Genomic DNA, 15,899 nt, shown 5'->3' on the forward strand with positions numbered 1-15,899 from the left:
GCTCTGTGCAGATTTCTCTAGGAGTTTTCGATGCTCTCGGAAGCTCCGGCGCTTCCTCTAAGGCTTAGCGAACGGGGTGGCAATGGCCTTGGTGTGATCGGGTTGTGATCGACTGGCCCATCGGTCTGAAAGAAGGACCCCATTGGAAATCGACACCTAGCCTTCTGCTCTGATGGGAGAAAACGTTACTAGTATACCCTTCGCCATACCCCCTACCTCCCTTAGGTTAGCGTAAGGCAGGCTTACAGCGAGACAGGGAATATCCTCCCTTAGTCCCCGCCTCTAGTGGACCAAAGGCTCTACGCCGACAGTCTCCTTGAAGCTCCCCTTCAGCGTCTCCGTTGCCAGCTCCTTCCACTCATTCGGGACTATGAGGCTGTCGTGGACTGGAAGTGACGCTACCTGATGGTCATAGGCGAGGACTTCCATTGCCTTCATCATTGCCTCGCTTTCAAGATACTGAAGCGGACCCCAGTCAAAGGGAGCTGCTTGTCCATCAGTCCCGAGTATCGGGAGTTTCGCAAGGATCGCGTCTCCGGTCTCCTTCAGAGGATACTCCCGGGAGAGATCAATGCCGTGCTTCGCCATGAACGCCTCTTTGGTCTCCTTCTTCCAGCGAACGTGACGCTTCCCGTGCCCTAGGGTCATGACGACCCAATGTTTGACAACTTCCCTCGGAATGCCCTCCACGGCATAGGGGTCCCCCCTTAACGTGTCTTTCGGAACGACCCCAAGACCGGCAAGAATAGTCAGATGGCTGGACTGAATATCGATCTCCACAGTCTTTTGACCATTGATGCGGATTGACGCCCGGTCCTCCTTTTTCGCGGTCTGAAAAGTGTCCTTCCCCAGAGCGGTCAATCTCCCCCCAGTCTTCCAGCAGAAGCCTGGCTGGTCGCCATTCGCAAAGATGCGACGCAGGAAGACGGGCCCGTATGGCTCGATGGTCTGTTCCCACAAGAAGGCGTTGAGACGGTCCATCCTTTCCTTGATCGCAGCCCCCTTCGGGTCCTTCAGGTCGAGGGGGAGGGTGCGTCCATATAACGTCTGGCCCCCGCGCCTCACCTTCGCCGCCCGAACGGTCACAGAAGTCTGAGTCGGGATGGTCTTACGCTTCAGGCGAACGAAGTGCTCGCACCAGGTGTCCCGGGTGATGCCTTCGTCCGCGAACCAGTTTCGGAGCCAGTCGTTTGCCCTGAATCGAGCGCCTCGGCTCCATGACAATTGGCGCTTCCCTCCAGTGAACTCGCTGTTGGTGTATTGTCGTGTGCCCGGGACGAAGTCGATCATGTGTCCCTTCATAGGGTTCAGGACGGCCATGAAGGGCCTGTAACCGACCGCCTCGCCAGTGAATTGGCCGGGACTTAAGGCGCGAAACAGCCAACCTCCGTGGTCTTCTGGGTCTCGTTCCAAAAGGTCAGCTATGAAGGCCGCAAAGGCCCTTCGTTTCGCCTGATTGGGTCGCCGCTTCGCCTGATGAAGGAGCATCAGCAGCAGCTTGTCGCAGAGGTCAGCACACAGGGGCGAGGACGGCTGGGCGTCCAGCGCAGCGAAACGAGCCTGCGACAATTCCGCAGGGGAGGGCGATGGGGTCACTTAAAGTGCTCGGTGCTGTTGGGTTGGTGACAGGTGAATGGTCCTTGCTCGGTCGATGCATAGGCCGCTCACTCTTGTCTCATAGTGCGTTCTGGTAGACCGTGGAAGCTCCAACCAGCTACGAGGTTGTCGATTTTTGGGTCCCCTTTCCAGCACGAGCGGGTTCCCCCGAAAGACCCTATCGCATGGGTCTTCAAAACTTCGGTTAAAGGCTCAGGCTTGTTGTTGTTGTCCGGCCTTACGGAGGCGAGTAGCCTTCTGAAAGTCAGCCAGAGCCGAACTTGGCGAGAAGCTGATCGCAAGGCTGTTTCCCTTCGACCTCCTTCTCGACCATCAGGAACAGCCCCTCACCGCCCATAGCCTTCTCCCAGACCTCACCGATTGCGACCTTCGCCTTGCTGTCGTCATTCGTCGCGTAAGGCTCGCCCTTGTTTTCTATGACTGCCAGTTTCCCGTCAGTCAGTTCCGCCACGAAGTCGGGATAAGTCTGCCAAGGATCATTCGCATGAGGGTCTTACGAGACAGGTAACTCTGCCGCCTCTGGTATGTGGTGGCTTTGTCGCATAACCTCCCGAAAAGCGGACATTCCGCTTACGACCCATTGCAGACGTTGGGCATACGGTTAAACAGTAACCTATGCCGACATATCGAAACGGTCATGTTTGGGATGCAAAACTCTTAGATGTATTGACGATTGTTATCGACCCCGAAGTGTTTCCAGATGACGGTGAACTTCAAACTGTTTGCGGCTATTTTCGTAAAGAGTTGATCTCAATGAGGGACGTTTGCCAGCGAACGGACGTCAAAACCCTTTTTGATCCCAAGGAACTGAGGGTCAGGATGATCTATCTCTTGATGGGCTACCCCCACAATTCGGACCGACTAATCGATGAGCGCTACGGATACGATGTCAGTTGGCGTGATTGATGCTTCGTCGGTAGGGTGCATTCCAGAAGTTCCGCTTCCCACCCCACTTCCAGCCGTCCTCCCCCGAAAGCATGGGAGCCGAAAGCCGACATAACCTTCGGCTCCTGTCCCTTTCAGCGACCAGCGAATACCGAATTGGCGATGACCGCCAAGCTGATGGCGATGATGTAGGCTGGGGCGAGTAGGTCAGCCACTGACCGCCTCACGCCTTCCACGCGTTCCCGTGTTTCCTCGATCTCGGCGCATAGGTTCACCAGCAGATCGTCCTTCAGGCTGTAGATCGCGGACGCGACCTCCTGGCTTTCTGACCGCTCGCTCATGCCCGGACCCCCTGCGAGAGCTGACGCTGGGCCGACCAGTCTCTACCTGCCAGCTTTCGGGCCAGATCGTCCGCCCGGAGGTGCGCGTAGCGGAACAGCATCCTCGGGTCCTTGTGGCCCGATATGACCGCGAGTTCAGGGACCGTCAGACCAAGCTCACAGAAGCGCGAGAGAGCCTCGTGGCGCAGATCATGGAAGCGCAGGTCCGTAAGGCCCGAACGCTTCTGGACGCGCTTCCACGCCTGCTTGAACGCCTCCACAGTGATGGGAAAGAGACGATCCTCTACAGGTCCGGCTTCGTCGCCTTCCTCTGGCCGCTTGAGGCTCTTTATGACCGCCAGAGCAGCATCCGTGAGGGGAATGGTGCGAGGGACGCCCGTCTTCGTGGTCGGGATGTAGGCAATGCGCCGCTCAAGGTCGACGTTGGTCCAAGTCAGTTCGAGGACCTCACGTCTCCGCAAGCCCGTCTCGATTGCGAGCATGACGATGGGCCTGACGTATGGGTTGCGGGTAGTCTGAAGCGCCTTGTGGAGCTTTTCGGCCTCGCCAGCTTCGAGCCGCCTGTCGCGGGCATCGTTGGCGACCGGGAAGGAGACTGCTCGCACCGGATTGGACGCGAAAGGAAACCCCCAGTCCTTCGTCGCGACCTCAATCACGCTCGCTAACAGGTAGAGTTCCTTGCGGACTGTCGCGGGCTTCACTTCGTTCAACCGTCGATCTCGATAAGCGGCGATGTCTCTTGGTGCGATGTCGATAAGCTTCTCCCTAGCGAGGCTGCACTGTTTGATCTTGCCGAGGCGTAGTGCCTCACTCGCGGAGCTACGCTTGCGAGGCGTCACCTCTCGTAGGTATCGTGCAATGAGTTCCGACAAACAGGTCTCGCGCAAGGGGCCGTCGCTCACCGGCAGTTTGCCTGCATCAATGCGAGCCTCCACCTCTCGCGCCCAAGTCAGTGCAGCGGATTTCGTCGGCAGTGTCTTGCTCCGTGGAGCGTATCCTTTGCGCCGGACCTGAGCGCACCAGCCGTTCTTCCGTTTCGAGATCGATGCCATTCTTTGTGCTCCGTGTGATCGAATTGTGATCGGAGCACCGAAAGCAGTGACGCTCATCGTCCCGCCTGAACTGACGGTCTCGAAAAACCTAGATATATCTAATGCTTAGAGGGTCTTCTCGGAACGCCACCCGCATACTCTGAACCTGTGACCTCTGCCTTCGGAGGGCAGCGCTCTATCCAGCTGAGCTACGGGTGCTCTGGTCGCGCCAAAGGCGGGCGCGACGTGGGCCTCGTGGGCGGCGCTTAGCAAGCCGGGCGGCGCTTCGCCAGCATAATCGTGGGCGCGCGCTTCGTCGCAGGAAAACCACTTTCCGCCTTAACCAATCGGCAAGACCCGGACGCCTATTCCCGTTCCCATGTCAGCCCTTCCGCCCGACCAGGTCCGTTCGATGCGCGAAAGCGCGGATGCCGCGAAAGAGCCGCTGGGCTCGCTCGCGCGGCGCTGGCACGGCCTGCACGAACAGGCCGCCGGGCTCGCCGCGCTGGCCGGGCTCGCCCCCGAAGCGGAAAGCGGCGCGGTGGCCGGCTTTTCCGCGCGGCTCGGCGAAGCGAGCGAGTGGCAGCGCGAGCTCGCCTGGCAGGGGATCGAGGATATCGACGCGATGATGCGCCCCGGCCTCGCCGCGCTCGAAACGCTGACCGCGCGCGGGCAGGAAGCCGCCGCCCCTGCGCTGGCGCTGTGGCGCGAATTTCATGCCGCGCGCGACGCGGTGCTGGCAGCGGTCTCGCGCGACTGATCGCGCCCGGCCGCTTGCCGGTTCGGGTGGCTTGACTGTGTTCCCATTCTGTTCCAGCCATTCGGCATGACCGACCCGCTTGCCGCCCTTCCCGATTCGCCCGATGCCTCTTCCATCGCCGATCCCGCCGCCGCGCCGCTTGCGTCAGACGTCGCGCGCGGCATCGCCCGTCTGTTCGCGCGCAACGGCATCTGGTGCCTGCCCGAAATGCCGCTGAGGAACGGGCGGCGCGCCGACCTGATGGGCGTCGATGCCAAGGGGCTGGTGGTGATCGTCGAAATCAAGGTCGCGCGCGGCGACCTGCTCGGCGATGCCAAGTGGCCCGATTATCTCGACCACTGCGACCGGTTCTTCTGGGGCGTCCCGCCGGGGCTCGACCGAAGCCCGCTCGAAAGCGAAGCCTACCGGCCCGATTGCTGCGGGATCATCGTCGCCGACGGCTACGACGCGGAGATCCTGCGCCACGCCCCGCTCCATTCGCTCGCGGCCGCCCGGCGCAAGGTCGAGGTCGAACGGCTCGCAAGGGTGGCGATGCGGCGGCACACGGTGTTGGCCGACCCGCATTGTAATGAGTGGGGCGGCGAGAGCGCCTGAAGGATCGCAGGCACATCCACAAAGGTGCTGTCCCGGCGCGGGAAAATCGGCCATAGATGGGCGATGCTCGGTCCGGACACGCCGCTTTTCGTCGCCCTGCTCTTCGCCAGTGTCGCGACGAGCGTGATGGTCGCGCTGCGCTATTTTCTCGCCTCGGGGCTGTTTTCCTGGCTCACCGAAAGGGTCCGCCCGGGCCTTTACGCGGCGAGGGGCGCGCAGATCCGGAGCGAGATCGCGTGGTCGCTGACGGCGGCGGCGATCTACGGCACGCCCGCCGGACTGATGCTGTGGAGCTGGCGTAATCTGGGCTGGACGCAGATCTACACCGATTTCTCCGCCCTGCCCCTGTGGTATCTCCCGCTCTCGGCCTTCGTCTATCTCTTCGTGCAGGACACGTGGTTCTACTGGACCCACCGCGCGATGCACGTGCCCCGCCTGTTCCGAATCGCCCACGCCGTCCATCACCGCAGCCGCCCGCCGACCGCGTGGACGGCGATGAGCTTTCATTGGGTGGAATCGCTCACCGGCGCGATCGTCCTCCCCCTTCTCGTCTTCGTCGTGCCGATCCATGTCGCGATGCTGGGCACGGTGCTCGGCATCGCCACGATCATGGGCGTGACCAATCACATGGGCTGGGAGATCTTCCCGCGCCGCCTCGTTCACTCGGCGTTGGGACACTGGCTGATAACGGCGAGCCATCACGAGAAGCATCACGAGGACTACAGATGCAATTTCGGGCTCTATTTCCGCTTCTGGGATCACCTGTGCGGAACCGACCGCGGCCTGTCGCGACGGATCGCCGGGCCGCTTGTGCCCGTGCCGGTGGGGGCCGCCGCCAAGCTGCCCGTGCCGCCGCGCGGACCGGAGCCTTCGTGAGGGCGCTTGCGCTTCTTGCCGCCGGCACGGCGACGCTGGCGGCTTCGCCCGCGGCGGCGGACGAGGTCGTCATCACCGTCACCGGGCTGCGCTCGGCCGAGGGCACGGTGCGCGCCTGCATGACCACACAGGAAGACATCTTCCCCAAGTGCATCAAGGATCCCGCCTCGCACCGGACCGTGGTGAAGGCAGGCGAGACGGTGACGATCCGCTTCACTGACGTGAAGCCGGGCAATTACGCGATCGCGCTGCTGCATGACGAGAACGACAACGGCAAGGCCGACCGCGCGCTCGGCATGATGCCCAAGGAGGGCTACGGCTTTTCGCGCGATGCGCCGGTGAGGATGGCCCCGCCCAAGTTCCGCGACGCCGTGTTCGAGCACAAGGCCGGGCGGCAGGACCTCGCCATCCGGATGCGCTATTTCCTCTGACGGGGCGGCTCCGCCGGGCCACGATTTTGCCCGCGCCACTTAACGCAATGTTTACCACGTAACGCCAGAACGGCTCGAAACAGCCGTTTATGGAAGGGCGGACACGGGCAATGGACAATCTGCGGGGCCATTTCGAATCCGGCGAACCGGGCGAGACGGATGCGGTCGCGACCGGTCCGCAAAGCGCGCCGGACACCTTCGGCGACGAGACGCCGGAGACGAGCGAGGCGAACGAAGATTCCGGCGACGTCCCGCCCGCCGCGATCGGCCAGGACGAGCGCCGGATGCAGGTGCGCGCCTACAACCACTGGGCGAGCCTTCTGGGCGATGCCAGCTTCCCCTCGATCGAGGACCTCACGCCCGAGGAGCTGACCGATTTCGGCCCGAACAGCGTGCTGCTTGATTTCTCCGCCGGGATCGAAGACCCGGTGGTGCAGTATCTCGGCGACCGGCTGGGCGAGGAATGCGGCGCGAGCGGGCCGATCCGCACGCTTGCCGATGTCCCCCCGCGCTCGCTGCTGAGCCGGATCACCGACCATTATATGCAGATCCTCGCCAACGAGGCGCCGATCGGCTTCGAGGCGGAATTCGTCAACCAGCGCGGCGCGGCGATCCTCTATCGCGGCATCCTGCTGCCCTTTTCCAGCGACGGCGAGACGATCGACTTCATCTACGGCGTCATCAACTGGAAGGAGATGGCCGACGCGCTCACCGCGGACGAACTCCTGCTCGAGATCGACCAGGCGCTCGAGCTCGACGATGCCGAAGAGGACGAGGACCAAGCGCGCCCGCATCATGCCGATGCTCTCACCGAATGGGCAGATTCGCCCGCTTTCGAAGTCGACGAGCCCGTGACCGCGGACGACCACGACACGCACGGTGAAGACCGCGACGTGCTCGACCTGGGCGCGGGCTTCGACGAGGACCACGATTTCACCGGGGGCGAGAGCCGCGACCTGCCGATGCCCGATTTCGGCCAGTATGCGCTCGACGATCCCGAAGACGAAGACGAGGAAGACGAGGGCGGAACGTCCTACAATTTCGCCTCGCTCTCCGACTACATCGAAGCGCCTGCCAAGAAGGCGATCGACCTCGAGGCCGAGCATTTCGACCCCGAGGATTACCGCGTCGAGGATTTCGAAAACGCCCATGGCGCCCCGGAGGCAAGCGGGTGGGACGAACCCGCACCCGAACCCGAACCCACCTATGCCGACCTACCCGAGGACGCCGGCCTTGCCGACTGCCTCGCCTCGGCCCGCGAACTCGCCCGCAGCGCCCGCGCCAGCGAAGACCGCAGCCGCAATGCGCTCTATGCCGCGGTCGGCCGCGCCTACGACGTCTCGCTCGCCGCGCAGGACGCGCCGCAGGAATTCGCCGAACTGGTCGAGGAAAGCGGCCTGACCATCCAGGAACGCGCGCCGATGACCCCGGTGGTCAAGCTCGTCTTCGGCAGCGACTACGACAAGACCCGCCTCACCGAATACGCCGCCGTGCTGAGCCACGCGCACCGGCTCGGGCTCGAACGCGGAAGCCTCGCGCGCTTTCTCGGCGAGGTCGAGGGCGGGCTCAAGGCCGTGGTCCAGGCCGAACGCCGCCTGCGCCGCGAGGAAGCGGGCAAGCCGGTCCAGACCGAAAAGGCCGTGCGCGAGGCGCTCGCCGAAAAGCTGCGCGAACTCGAAGCGATGATGTTCGACGACCTCGCCCCGGACGGCCCCGAATTCGGCCTGCTGGTGATCCGCCGCGACGAGACCGGGACGATCCACCTCCTCGGCGAGGTCGAGGAAGACGTGCCGCTGATCGAGCGCGCCGCGAAGAAGCTGATCGGCTGACGCCGCCCCGCAGCGGCAAACGCTCCCGCTACGCACGCCCCTTGGCCTCGCCCCGCCGCGCGGCTAGGTGCTCCGGGCAATGCTGCTCGGATTGTTCTCGCGGCGCGGCCCCGTGCGCGTCCAGCCCTTCTTCGGCTACCGCAATTCGCACCATCTCCATCTCAATGCCCGCGCGATCCGGGCGCGCGAACCCGTCTTCGAGACGCGCGGCTTCTGGCGCGATTTCGCCACCATGCTGGGGGAATACGCCTCGCACGAAGTGCCCGGGCTGGCGGTCGACCTCGAATACGACTGCGCCAATGGCGAGGTGATCCGCGGCGAAGGCACGAGCGGGCCGGAAGGCTTCGTGCGCTTCGACCTGCCCATCGCGCCGGCCTGCCCGCCGGCCCCGCGCACGCGCTGGGAACGCGCGCGGCTGCGCTGGCGCTGCCCCGAAACGGACGAGGCGGGCGAGGCTCCCGCCTTCATCCTCGCGCCCGGAGGCGAAACCCGCATGGGAATCATTTCCGATGTCGACGACACCATCCTCGAAACCGGCATAACCGGCAATTTCCGCGCCATCGCGCGCAACTGGAAGCGCGTCTTCGCCCAGATGCCGAGCGAGCGCGTGCTGGTCCCCGGCGCGACCGGCTTCTTCGCGGCGCTGGGCGGCAATCCGCCGGGCGCACAGAAGGCCGACGAGGCGATCGGCGCCATCGAACCGCAGGCCCGCGTGCGCCCGGTCTTCTACGTCTCGTCGAGCCCTTGGAACCTGTTTTCCTACCTTGTCGCTTTCAAGCGCGAGCGCGGCCTGCCCCTGGGCCCGGTCATGCTGCGCGACTGGGGCTTCAACCGGCGCACGCTGGGAAAAGAGGGGCACGGTTCGCACAAGCTCGAGGCGATACGGCGCATCCTTGCGACCTTCCCGCAATTGCGCTTCGCCCTGATCGGCGACGACACGCAGCGCGACCTCCTCGCCTTCGGGAGCATCGCGCGAGAGCATCCGGAACGAATCGCGGCGGTGTTCATCCGCGCAGTCGCGGGCGCGCCGATGACCGAAGAGGAACGGGCTGCGAGGACCGCGATCGAGGCAGCGGGCGTGCCCTTCTGGACCGGCAGCGACTACCGCGCGGCGGCGACCTTCCTCGAAGCTGCGGGTCTCGATTTCGAAGGCGGTCTCGAAGACCTAGTGCGCACGGCGAGCGAAGGGCAGCCGCCGGATGAAAGGGCCAAGTGAAAGGGGACGCTGACGATATGGGCAAACTGCTTTGGGGCCTCGGGATCGGCCTGGGTGCGCTCGTGCTGGGCGGGGCGGCGCTGCAACTCGCGATCATGCGCAACGGCCCGGCGGTGCTCGATGCGGTCGACCGCATCGCGGGCGGCGCGCGCGGGGCGGAGCGCAAGGCGCTCGCCTCGACCGGGGAGGACACGGCGCAGAAGGTCGTCGTGTGGGGACCGCAGGAGCCCGCCGGGTCCGCGCGAGCGGTGCTCCTGTTCGTCCACGGCGGGAGCTGGAATTCGGGCGATCCGGAGGATTACGGCTTCATCGGCCGGAGTTTCGTCGCGGAAGACTTCGTCGTCGTGCTGGCGGGTTACAGGCTCGTCCCGGGAGGCGAATATCCCGCCATGATCGAGGACACCGCCGCGGCGATCGGCTGGACGCACCGCAATATCGCGCAATATGGCGGCGATCCGGGCCGGATCGTCCTCGCGGGCCATTCCGCCGGGGCCTACAATGTCGCGATGGCCGCGCTCGAACGCCGGTGGCTCGCGGCGGAAGGCGTGCCGCAGGGCGCGGTCAGGGGCGTGATCGGGCTGGCCGGGCCTTACGATTTCTACCCCTTCGACAGCGATTCGTCGAAAGCCGCTTTCGGCGCCGCACCCGACCCGCAGGCGACCCAGCCGGTCGCCCATGTGCGCGGCGACGCCCCGCCTTTACTGCTCGTCCACGGCAAGGCGGACGACCTCGTGAAGATCCGCAACAGCCGCGAACTCGCCCGGCGGACCGAGGCGGCGGGCGGGCGGGCCGAAACCCTCTTTGTGGACGGGGCCAACCACAACGACCCGCTGCTCGCGCTCGCCGCGCCGTGGCGGTCGCGGGGCGCGGTGATGGACGCGGCGGTGCGCTTCGCCCGCGCGGTCACGGACGAAGAGCCGCTTTCAGTTTCCGTTCAGGCCGAAACCCGCTAGAACGGGTCCATAATGTCGCGGCCCCTCTCCCTGCCGAACGCGCAATGGCGCGCCTTCGCCTATGCGCTCGCCTTCCTTGCCAGCATCGCGCTGGCGACGACGCAGGCCGCCGCGCAGTCCGTGCTGCGCGATGCCGAGACCGAGGCCCTGCTCAACGACATGGCGCGCCCGCTGATCGAGGCGTCCGAACTCGAACCGGAAAACGTCGACATCGTGTTGATCAACGACAGCTCGATCAACGCCTTCGTCGCGGGCGGGCAGGTGGTCTATGTCCATACCGGCCTGCTCGCCGCCGCCGACACCGCGAACGAGGTGCAGGGCGTGATCGCGCACGAACTCGGCCACATCACCGCAGGCCACGTGGTCCGCTTCGAGGAACGTGTGCGCGCCGCGCAGGGGATCACGATCCTTTCGCTGCTGCTCGGCGTGGGCGCGGCGCTGGCCGGGGCGGGCGATGCGGCGATGGGCGCGATGATGGCGGGCCAGCAGGCCGCGATGGGCAGCTTCCTCGCCTTCAACCGCAACCAGGAAGCCGCGACCGACCTTGCCGGGGCGCGCTATCTGTCGGGCGCGGGGATCACCGGCAAGGGCATGATCTCCTTCTTCGAGAAGCTGCGCAATTTCGAGATCCGCCGCGGCTACAGCCAGTCGGACGAAGCCGCCTATGGCCGCACCCACCCTCTCTCGGGCGACCGTATCCAGACCCTGCGCGGCCTGCTGCAACAGGATCCGGCCTGGGACACGCCGGCAGATGCGGCGCTGCAGGACCGGTTCGAGCGGGTGCAGGCCAAGCTTTACGGCTACCTCGCCGAGCCCGAGCGCACCCTCAACGCCTATCCGCCGAGCGATACCAGCGTGCCTGCGCGCTATGCCCGGGCCTATGCCTGGCACAAGGAAGCACGGGTCGAAAAGGCGCTCGCCGAAACCGAGGCGCTGCTCGCGCTCGAACCCGAAAATCCCTATTTCCTCGAGCTCGAAGGGCAGGTCCTGCTCGAATCCGGGCGGCCGGACGAAGCGCTCGCCCCGCTGCGGCGCGCGACGGATCTGACGCTGAACCAGCCGCTGATCGCCTCGATGTTCGGCCACGCGCTGATCGCGACCGAGGACGAGGCGAATTACGCCGAGGCCGAAAAGGTCCTGCGCGCCGCGGTGGCGCGCGACCGGTTCAATCCCTTCGCGTGGTATCAGCTGGGCATGGTCTATGCCGCGCGCGGCGACATGGCGCGCGCGCGGCTTGCCAGCGCCGAACAACAGGTCATGGCGCGCCGCTATCCCGAAGCCCTGCGCAGCGCGCAGGCCGCCGAGGCGGCGCTCCCGCGCGGGACGCCCGACTGGATCCGCGCGCAGGACATCGCATTGCAGGCCCGCAGCGAACTGGAACGCCTGCGCGATTCCCGCTAGGCGGCCCCAACATCCACCCGAGTTTCCCGGAAAATCATGCCAGCAAGCATCCGCAACCCGCTTCTCACCGCGCTGCTCGCGCTCGTCTTCGGCTTTCTCGGCGCGGCGATCTGGTCCTATGCCGGGCTTGCCGACAACCGCACCCGCGCCTTCCTGCTCGACAATCCCGATATGCTACCGGCCATGGCCGAAGCCTACCAGGCGCAGCAGTCGCGCGAACGGCTCGCCCAGCTCGGCGACGAGGTCTACGACCCCTTCCCCGGCGCGGTGCTCGGCAATCCGGACGGATCGAAGGTGCTGGTCGAATTCTCCGACTATAACTGCGGCTATTGCGAAGCCAGCCTCAAGGATGTCGCCCGCCTGATCGAGGAAGACCCGCAGGTGAAAGTGGTCCTGCGCGAACTGCCGCAGTTCGAAGGCTCCGAAGCCGCCGCGCGCATGGCGCTCGCCGCCGCGTTGCAGGGCAAATACGCCGAATTCCATGATGCGATGTTCGCCCGCGGCCCGGCCGGCCCCGACACCGCCGAGGCGGTCGCGCGCGACATCGGGCTCGACATGGAGCGGGCGCGCGCTGACATGGAATCGGACGCCGTCTCGGTCGAGATCGCGCGCAATTTCAGCCTCGCCCGCGCGCTCGGCTTCAACGGGACTCCCGCATGGGTGACGGGCGATGCGACGATCAGCGGCGCGGTCGGATACGAGCGGCTGAGCGAGGCGCTCGACGAAGCCGGGGCGAACGCGGAAGGCTGAGCGCGATGCGCCGGGTCGTTCTTGCCGCGCTGCTGGTGAGCCTCGCCGCGCCGCTTGCGGCGGCTCCCGACCTCGAGGACATCGATCTCGACGCCGAGCGCGCCGCGATCGGTCGGTTCCAGGACGCCGACCAGCGGCTGCAGGACGTGGGCTGGAAAATCATCCGCGGCAATGCGGAATTCTGCACGCGCGTTATCCCGTCGATCGGCCTGCAATTGCAGGATCTTGCCAGCTACGGCGCGCCCGAGATCGCGCGCGCCGCGCTCGGCCTGTCGGGCGATTTCGCGGTCGAGACCGCGGCGCGCGGCTCGCCCGCGGCGCTGTCGGGCGAATTTACCCGCAACCGTGAGATCGTGCGGCTCGAACGGCTCGATCCCAACGAATGGGACGCGGGCGAGCGGATGGACTGGCAGCGGCTCAAGCGCGCCCACGACCATGTCGATGCCATGCTCGCCGAACACGGCGGGATCACCATCGGCTTCGCCGACGGGGGCGAGGCGCGGGTGGTCCCGGTCGATACCTGCGCCAGCCGGTTCGAACTGATGGGCGACGGACGCAAGGCGGTCGCCGACGGGGAGCGGGTGGTGATCGGGATCGAGTTTCCCGCCTTCTCCTATCCCGAAGAGGTCTTCGCCGGCGTCGTCGCGCACGAACTGGCGCATAATTTCCTGCGGCATTCCGAATGGCTCGACCGCAACCGGCGCAAGCGCCGCAACGTGCGCAAGACCGAGCGCGAAGCCGACCGGCTGATGCCCTGGCTGCTCGCCAATGCGGGATATGAACCCGAAGCCGCGATCCGCTTCATGGAGACCTGGGGCCGCAAGCATGATGGCGGCCTGTTCCGAGCCCGCACGCATGACGGCTGGGACGAGCGCGTGGAGTTCATCGCGGCGGAAATCCCGCTCATCCGCGAGCTGATGGCGCGCGAGGGCAAGGCCGACTGGCGGACGCATTTCCGGCGCGGGATCGACCCCGACAAGGGGCTGAAGAAGGCCCGCCGCTAGCGCGCCAACGCCCCGCCGGGTGCGCCGAACGGTTCGCCGCGCGCGCCCGCATTCCGGGAAAACCGCTGCCAAGCGCACCGAAATGGGCTACATGAGGCGGGCAATGTCCGTTCTCGCGATCCAGCCAGCGCCGTTCTTCGCCAGCAAGAACCGCGCCTTCTGGAACCTCCAGCTGGCCGGCTGGGGCGGCGCGTTCCTGCTGCGCGCGGTGATCGCCTTCGCCAACGACCAGCCCTTCGACCTGCTCGCGCTGATCCTCGTCACCACGATCACCGGCTTTTCGATCAGCTGCATTTTGTCGGTGATCTACCGCCAGCTGATAAACCGCCAGCCGATCGTCACCTGGGGCGTGACCGCGCTGGTGCTGGGGGTGGCGGTGATCATCCACACCTCGATCGATGCCTGGGTGCAGGGGATCTATTACGGCGCCTCGCGCGAGACGAGTTTCGCCCAGCGTTTCATCGGCCTTTCCTACATCCCGCTCACCCTATTGGGCGGGTGGAGCGCGCTCTATTACGCCATCAACTACTTCCTCACGGTCGAACAGCAGGCCGACCGGCTCGAACGGCTCGAGGCACAGACCACCGCGGCGCAGCTCGCCATGCTGCGTTACCAATTGAACCCGCATTTCCTGTTCAACACGCTCAATTCGATCAGCACGCTGGTGCTGTTGAAGCAGACCGAGCCCGCCAACGCGATGCTCACCCGCCTGTCGAGCTTCCTGCGCCACACGCTCATCATGGAACCGGGCAGCCAGGTCACGCTCGCGCAGGAAGTCGAGACGCTGAACCTCTATCTCGACATCGAGCGGATGCGGTTCGAGGAACGGCTGCGGACCCATTTCGATATCGAGGACGCGGCGCTCGATGCCATCCTGCCTTCGATGCTGCTCCAGCCGCTGGTCGAGAACGCGGTCAAATACGCCGTCAGCCCGCAGGAGGAAGGCGCGCGCATCTCGCTGACCGCCAAGGTGATCGGCGACAGGCTGCGCATGACGATCGAGGACACGGGACCGGGGATGGACGTGCCGGTCCAGCAGGACCTGCTCGATTACGCCGCCCGGGCCGAGAGCCTGCGCCGCGAGGATGCTCCCGGCAGCGGAAAGCCGGTTTCGACCGGGGTGGGCCTTGCCAATATCCGCAACCGGCTGGTCCAGGCCTATGGCGCGAACCATATCTTCGACACGCGTTCGGAACCGGGCGGCGGCTTTACCGTCGTCATAGAGATACCCTTCACCCCGCAGGCCGATGCTTCGCCTGCGCAATCCCGCGCCGCCGCCCGTACGGCCACCGGCGACGCCGACAGCGACACGTCCCCCGCGCCCGATACCTCCCGCACCGGAGCGGCGGACAATGTCATCGATTTGAACCCCCCTAAAACGATCGGATCTTCCGCATGACAATCAGAACAATCCTCGTCGACGACGAGAAACTCGCGATCCAGGGCCTCCAGGTCCGCCTCCAGGCGTTCGACGACGTCGAGGTGATCGACACCTGCTCGAACGGGCGCGAGGCGATCCGCAAGATCAAGACCGAAAAGCCCGACCTCGTCTTTCTCGACATCCAGATGCCCGGTTTCGACGGGTTTTCCGTGGTCAAGGGCGTGATGGAGATCGAACCCCCGCTGTTCGTCTTCGTCACAGCCTATGAGGAACACGCGATCCGCGCCTTCGAGGCGAATGCGGTCAATTACCTGATGAAGCCGGTCGACGAGGTCCGCCTTGCCGACACGATCGAGCGCGTGCGCGAACGCCTCGCGCAGAAGAAGTCGAGCGAGGATGCCGAACAATTGCTCGACGTGCTGGCCGAAGTCGCCCCCGACCGTGCTGCGGAATTCACCGATGCCGACGGCAGCGCGGCGGATCGCTTCGAAAAGCTCATCAACGTCAAGGACCGCGGCCAGATCTTCCGCGTCGAAGTCGATTCGATCGAGCACATCGAAGCTGCCGGCGATTATATGTGCATCTACACCGGCGACAATTCGCTGATCCTGCGCGAGACGATGAAGGATCTCGAGCGCCGCCTCGACCCGCGCAAGTTCCAGCGGGTGCACCGCTCCACCATCGTCAATCTCGACCAGGTCCGGCAGGTCAAGCCGCACACCAACGGCGAATGTTTCCTCGTGCTCGATTCGGGCGCGGAGGTGAAGGTGTCGCGCAGCTACCGCGACGTGGTGGCGCGCTTCGTGCATTGATTTGTTGCGAAGGCGCAT

General features: G+C 65.2%; 17 protein-coding genes. 13 read left to right on the top strand and 4 right to left on the bottom strand.

Translation table 11 applies throughout. The features are described 5' to 3' along the window. Positions 1-282: 282 nt before the first annotated feature. Together G9473_RS12520 and G9473_RS12525 are read right to left on the bottom strand one after the other, a co-directional pair. Positions 283-1,290 carry a hypothetical protein gene (locus G9473_RS12520; protein WP_291133664.1) on the bottom strand — a complete coding sequence of 336 codons (1,008 nt, stop codon included), beginning with the start codon at positions 1,288-1,290 and terminating at the stop codon, positions 283-285. A gap of 571 nt (positions 1,291-1,861) precedes the next feature. After that, positions 1,862-2,068, bottom strand: coding sequence for a hypothetical protein (locus G9473_RS12525; protein ID WP_291133665.1), 207 nt, complete (start codon positions 2,066-2,068; stop codon positions 1,862-1,864). A 164-nt stretch (positions 2,069-2,232) separates the two neighbouring features. Between G9473_RS12525 and G9473_RS12530 the strand changes: the two genes are divergently transcribed. After that, positions 2,233-2,523: a hypothetical protein gene (locus tag G9473_RS12530; protein WP_291133666.1), complete on the top strand. Its 291-nt coding sequence runs from the start codon at positions 2,233-2,235 to the stop codon at positions 2,521-2,523. Positions 2,524-2,636: 113 nt separating this feature from the next. Here G9473_RS12530 and G9473_RS12535 read toward each other — a convergent pair whose 3' ends face one another. Continuing rightward, positions 2,637-2,843, bottom strand: a complete 207-nt coding sequence (locus G9473_RS12535; RefSeq protein ID WP_291133667.1) for a hypothetical protein — start codon at positions 2,841-2,843, stop codon at positions 2,637-2,639. Beyond that, complete coding sequence (locus tag G9473_RS12540) at positions 2,840-3,895, bottom strand: site-specific integrase (protein WP_291133668.1); 1,056 nt, start codon at positions 3,893-3,895, stop codon at positions 2,840-2,842. The genes G9473_RS12535 and G9473_RS12540 overlap by 4 nt, the downstream gene beginning before the upstream one ends. A gap of 358 nt (positions 3,896-4,253) precedes the next feature. On the opposite strand from G9473_RS12540, the gene G9473_RS12545 reads away from it, so the two are divergent. The 12 genes from G9473_RS12545 to G9473_RS12600 all read left to right on the top strand — a co-directional run bounded on the left by G9473_RS12545 (position 4,254) and on the right by G9473_RS12600 (position 15,881). Then, the gene (locus G9473_RS12545) at positions 4,254-4,634 is read left to right on the top strand and encodes a hypothetical protein (protein WP_291133669.1); all 381 of its coding nucleotides are present in this window, start codon (positions 4,254-4,256) and stop codon (positions 4,632-4,634) included. 66 nt (positions 4,635-4,700) lie between these two features. Then, positions 4,701-5,228, top strand: coding sequence for an MmcB family DNA repair protein (locus tag G9473_RS12550; protein ID WP_291133670.1), 528 nt, complete (start codon positions 4,701-4,703; stop codon positions 5,226-5,228). A gap of 63 nt (positions 5,229-5,291) precedes the next feature. Continuing rightward, positions 5,292-6,104, top strand: a complete 813-nt coding sequence (locus G9473_RS12555; protein ID WP_291133671.1) for a sterol desaturase family protein — start codon at positions 5,292-5,294, stop codon at positions 6,102-6,104. Then, a complete protein-coding gene (locus G9473_RS12560) occupies positions 6,101-6,535 on the top strand; it encodes a DUF2141 domain-containing protein (RefSeq protein ID WP_291133672.1) in 435 nt (144 codons plus the stop codon). The genes G9473_RS12555 and G9473_RS12560 overlap by 4 nt, the downstream gene beginning before the upstream one ends. 110 nt (positions 6,536-6,645) lie before the next feature. Next, positions 6,646-8,364: a hypothetical protein gene (locus G9473_RS12565; RefSeq protein WP_291133673.1), complete on the top strand. Its 1,719-nt coding sequence runs from the start codon at positions 6,646-6,648 to the stop codon at positions 8,362-8,364. A 79-nt stretch (positions 8,365-8,443) separates the two neighbouring features. Further along, positions 8,444-9,580: a phosphatase domain-containing protein gene (locus tag G9473_RS12570; RefSeq protein ID WP_291133674.1), complete on the top strand. Its 1,137-nt coding sequence runs from the start codon at positions 8,444-8,446 to the stop codon at positions 9,578-9,580. A gap of 17 nt (positions 9,581-9,597) precedes the next feature. Next, positions 9,598-10,533: an alpha/beta hydrolase gene (locus G9473_RS12575; RefSeq protein WP_291133675.1), complete on the top strand. Its 936-nt coding sequence runs from the start codon at positions 9,598-9,600 to the stop codon at positions 10,531-10,533. Positions 10,534-10,545: 12 nt separating this feature from the next. Beyond that, the gene (locus G9473_RS12580) at positions 10,546-11,934 is read left to right on the top strand and encodes a M48 family metalloprotease (protein WP_291133676.1); all 1,389 of its coding nucleotides are present in this window, start codon (positions 10,546-10,548) and stop codon (positions 11,932-11,934) included. 36 nt (positions 11,935-11,970) lie between these two features. Beyond that, the gene (locus G9473_RS12585) at positions 11,971-12,684 is read left to right on the top strand and encodes a DsbA family protein (RefSeq protein ID WP_291133677.1); all 714 of its coding nucleotides are present in this window, start codon (positions 11,971-11,973) and stop codon (positions 12,682-12,684) included. Positions 12,685-12,689: 5 nt separating this feature from the next. Then, a complete protein-coding gene (locus G9473_RS12590) occupies positions 12,690-13,688 on the top strand; it encodes a hypothetical protein (RefSeq protein WP_291133678.1) in 999 nt (332 codons plus the stop codon). A 103-nt stretch (positions 13,689-13,791) separates the two neighbouring features. Further along, a complete protein-coding gene (locus G9473_RS12595) occupies positions 13,792-15,087 on the top strand; it encodes a sensor histidine kinase (RefSeq protein WP_291133679.1) in 1,296 nt (431 codons plus the stop codon). Next, on the top strand, positions 15,084-15,881 hold the full coding sequence (locus G9473_RS12600) for a LytTR family DNA-binding domain-containing protein (protein ID WP_291133680.1): 798 nt from the start codon (positions 15,084-15,086) through the stop codon (positions 15,879-15,881). The genes G9473_RS12595 and G9473_RS12600 overlap by 4 nt, the downstream gene beginning before the upstream one ends. Positions 15,882-15,899: the final 18 nt, after the last annotated feature.

The sequence above is a fragment of the Erythrobacter sp. genome (assembly GCF_011765465.1).
In the GTDB taxonomy this organism is placed as follows: domain Bacteria; phylum Pseudomonadota; class Alphaproteobacteria; order Sphingomonadales; family Sphingomonadaceae; genus Erythrobacter.